The following is a 3,282-nucleotide window of genomic DNA, read 5'->3' as shown; positions in this document are numbered from 1 at the left end:
GTGTATAAGAGACAGGAGTCGCGGAGGGCTGTGTGGGTGGGGGTGGTGGCTATCTCCACGCAGTTGTTGCCGTCGTCCGGGCCTGAGTAGGACGACTTCCGCCAGTTGTCCACGGGATGCCTCACAGCTCTTGCGCCAGTCGGTTGATGAAGTCACGCGACCGTTTGCAGTCGAGTGACACGGCTTCCACTTTACGGAAGCGCGTTCGAAAGGCGTTGAGCTGTGCTTCGGAGTCGATAAAGGCCGAGCCGTGGGGCACGTCACGTACGACGGTGTCCAATTTGGGGAGTGGGCCGCCGAAGTGGGTCATGGAGCTGGCAGCCCCGCCGAAGCCGTCCAGATCAAACGGGATGACGCGCACGGTGACGTTGTCCGCTTCGGAGCGCTCCAGCAGCTTGGCGAGTTGGGCTCGGGTGGCGGCGCGGTCGCTCACCCTGATACGCAGGGCCGCCTCATGGATGACCAACTCGTACGGGATGGCGATCTGTTGGCGTCTCATACGGTGATGCACACGCAACTCAAGCTCTTCGTGCGTGAGTTCGGGCACCCTGGCAGAGAATACCGCGCGGGCATAGTCCTCCGTCTGCAAGAGGCCGGGTACGTAAAGGATCGCCACCTCGCGCAAGAACGTGGCGTGGTGATCCAGCTCAGCGAGATCCAAGAAGGATGTGGGCAACAGCCCTCGGTACTCCTCCCACCAGCCACGCGTGCGGTCGGTCGCCATCGCGACCAAGGCGTCGATGAACTCGCCGTCCGTACAGGCATAGTGGGAGGCGAGGCGGCGCAGCCGTTCCTCGCTTACCCCTGAGAGCCCGGCCTCGATATGGCTGATCTGGACGGCGTTCACCCCGAGCAGTGCTGCGGCTTGGCGGGCGCTGAGCCCTGCCGCGTCGCGGAGCCTGCGCAGTTCCACCGCCAGGCGCAACTGACGTGCCGTTGGTTCGCGCCTGGTCGTCATCGACTGCTCCTTCTCGATCGGGGGCAGATTACTCGATCGACTTGCCCCACCTAAAGATTATCCCCTACCGTCGGTGACGCAACGCTCACTCTGCGGAAGTGCACCGCTCCGTCCTGCCTGCCCCGACGGCCGCGGCGAAGCCACCGCCAACCCTCCCCCATCGCACCGGAGTTGCCGCATGCCCGAAAACATCCCAGAACCCTGGGAGTACTGCCTCTCCATCCCCAACGACCCCCGCGCCGTCACCATCAGTCGCCGCACCCTCCGGCTGATCCTCACCGCGCACGGACTGATCGGCCTCGTCGACGTCGCCGAACTGCTCGCCACCGAGCTGATCACCAACGCCGTACGGCACACGAAGGGACCCGCCGCCCTGCGCGTCCGCTGGGCGCCGCCCGGCACGCTGCGGATCGGGGCGTGGGACGCCGACCCCGAACCGCCCGAGCCACCGGTGCCGTTGGCGCGGCTCGGCGAGGCGGAGGGAGGGCGGGGGCTGGTTCTGGTGCGGGCCTGCTCGGAGGTCTGGGGCTGGCACCCCCTGTCCCGGCACGGCAACCGGGGCAAGTACGTGTGGTGCGAACTTGCGGCGGCTTAGCTCGTTGATCAGCGCGATGGAAAGGAGAGCTGATGGTCGGCTCGTCGCATGAGGCGCTGCACCGGATCTTCCAGAAGGATCCGACGCTGCTGACGAAGGCACTGCAGAAAGTGCTGCACGTGCCGTTCCCCGAGCCTCGGGAGATCGCCGCTCTGAACGTCGATCTCACCGAGATCGAACCGGTCGAACGCCGCGTGGACACCCTGCTGCGGGCGGAGACAGACGAGGGCACGTATCTGCTGGTGGTCGAGTCGCAGGGGAAGGTGGACGAGCGCAAGCGGGGCAGCTGGCCCTACTACCTCTCCTACTTGTATGAGAAATACCGCTGCGAGCCCGTGCTCATCGTCATCACGCAGAGCAGCAAGACGGCCGAGTGGGCATCCAAGCCGATCCGGTTCGGCTTCCGGGACTGGCACTCGCTCACGGTACGGCCCCTGGTGCTCGGTCCGGACAACGTGCCGGTGATCGCGAACGAGCGGCAGGCCGAGAAGGACGTACCCCTTGCGGTGCTCTCGGCCATGACACACGGCCGCGGCCCGCAGGCTCCGGCCATACTGGAGTCCCTGGCCGCCGCCTTGCGGACCATCGACCCGGACAGCGCCGCTGTCTTCGTGCAATTCGTCGACTCCTGCCTGGCCGACCCCCAGGCGAAGCAGATGTGGAGGGACCTGATGACGGCGATCCAGTACTTCTGGCGACACCCCCTGGCGGAACAGGTACGCGCGGAAGGGCGAGAGGAAGGCTTGGTCAAGGCCAAGGTCCAGACCGTCCTCCACATCCTGCAATGGCGCGAACTCCCCGTGCCCGATGCTGTACGTGAACGGATCCAGTCCTGCACGGACGTGGAACAGCTGGACACCTGGGCGCGCCGAGCCATGCATGTAGAGGATGCATCCGAAATCTTCGGCACGGAATGATGGCGATCCAGTACTTCTGGCGACACCCCCTGGCTGAGCAAGTACGCGAGGAGGGCCGGAAAGAGGGCCGGGAGCAGGGCCGTATCGAAGCGCGCCGAGAGGTGGTCCTGCACGTCCTGGAATTGCGCCGCATCCCCGTGCCCGACTCCGTCCGTGAGCGCGTGGAAGAGTGCACGGACCTCGCCCAACTGGAGTCCTGGGCCAAACGCGCCCTGCACGGCGCGGACATCGAGGAACTGTTCGCCGACGAGTGAGCCGGCCTGCGCCCCCTGAACAGCGCTGTCCCGCGCTCCCCTGTTCCATCACGATCCGGCCTTTTGACGGCACCCCGGACGGCCTGAAGGCGGTCGAAGGGGGCACGCTGTACGCGTCCGTGGCACAGCAGCCCTCACAACTTGGCAGGATCGCCGTGGACAACGCGCTGAAGGCGCTTCAGGGCACGGCTGACGGTCGTCGGCGGCCGGCGCAGGGGAACGGGCGGGCGGTCAGGGGGACCGCCCGCCCGGGGGCACTGATCTGGGTCACTCATCTGGGGAGTCATATTCATGTACGACTACGACCTGCTGGTCGTGGGTTCGGCCAACGCCGACCTCGTGATCGGCGTCGAACGGCGGCCGGGGGCGGGCGAGACGGTGCTCGGCTCGGATCTGGCCGTCCATCCGGGGGGCAAGGGCGCCAACCAGGCCGTCGCGGCGGCCCGGCTCGGGGCCCGTACGGCGCTGCTGGCCCGCGTCGGGGACGACGCGTACGGCAGGCTGCTGCTGGACTCCCAGCGGGCGGCCGGCGTGGACACGGTGGGGGTGCTGGTGGGC

Annotated in this window: 6 protein-coding genes; 4 read left to right on the top strand and 2 right to left on the bottom strand. The window is 67.1% G+C overall.

Going from position 1 to position 3,282, the window contains the following annotated elements; all coding sequences use genetic code 11:
• Positions 1–113 (bottom strand): DUF397 domain-containing protein (locus GRC12_RS43030; protein ID WP_208785880.1); only part of this gene is annotated, 113 nt, incomplete at its 3' end.
• 8 nt (positions 114–121) lie between these two features.
• Positions 122–958, bottom strand: a complete 837-nt coding sequence (locus GRC12_RS43025; protein WP_208785879.1) for a helix-turn-helix domain-containing protein — start codon at positions 956–958, stop codon at positions 122–124.
• Between the two features lie 178 nt (positions 959–1,136).
• On the opposite strand from GRC12_RS43025, the gene GRC12_RS43020 reads away from it, so the two are divergent.
• From GRC12_RS43020 to GRC12_RS43005, 4 genes are all read left to right on the top strand, one after another.
• Positions 1,137–1,553 carry an ATP-binding protein gene (locus GRC12_RS43020; RefSeq protein WP_208785878.1) on the top strand — a complete coding sequence of 139 codons (417 nt, stop codon included), beginning with the start codon at positions 1,137–1,139 and terminating at the stop codon, positions 1,551–1,553.
• Positions 1,554–1,585: 32 nt separating this feature from the next.
• On the top strand, positions 1,586–2,470 hold the full coding sequence (locus tag GRC12_RS43015) for a hypothetical protein (protein ID WP_208785877.1): 885 nt from the start codon (positions 1,586–1,588) through the stop codon (positions 2,468–2,470).
• Positions 2,467–2,724: a hypothetical protein gene (locus GRC12_RS43010; RefSeq protein WP_208785876.1), complete on the top strand. Its 258-nt coding sequence runs from the start codon at positions 2,467–2,469 to the stop codon at positions 2,722–2,724. The genes GRC12_RS43015 and GRC12_RS43010 overlap by 4 nt, the downstream gene beginning before the upstream one ends.
• Positions 2,725–3,015: 291 nt before the next feature.
• On the top strand, positions 3,016–3,282 hold a 267-nt coding region (locus tag GRC12_RS43005; RefSeq protein WP_244374646.1), incomplete at its 3' end, for a PfkB family carbohydrate kinase.

Origin of the sequence: Streptomyces griseorubiginosus (genome assembly GCF_017614965.1) — a bacterium.
Taxonomy (GTDB): Bacteria; Actinomycetota; Actinomycetes; order Streptomycetales; family Streptomycetaceae; genus Streptomyces; species Streptomyces griseorubiginosus_B.
This window is presented reverse-complemented; position numbering and strand designations above follow the sequence as displayed.

What these genes read in the sequence shown, in the direction of transcription:
- GRC12_RS43020 (WP_208785878.1), top strand. Translation starts at nt 1,137, where the DNA reads ATGCCCGAAAACATCCCAGAACCCTGGGAGTACTGCCTCTCCATCCCC.
- GRC12_RS43025 (WP_208785879.1), bottom strand. Translation starts at nt 958, where the DNA reads ATGACGACCAGGCGCGAACCAACGGCACGTCAGTTGCGCCTGGCGGTG.
- GRC12_RS43010 (WP_208785876.1), top strand. Translation starts at nt 2,467, where the DNA reads ATGATGGCGATCCAGTACTTCTGGCGACACCCCCTGGCTGAGCAAGTA.
- GRC12_RS43015 (WP_208785877.1), top strand. Translation starts at nt 1,586, where the DNA reads ATGGTCGGCTCGTCGCATGAGGCGCTGCACCGGATCTTCCAGAAGGAT.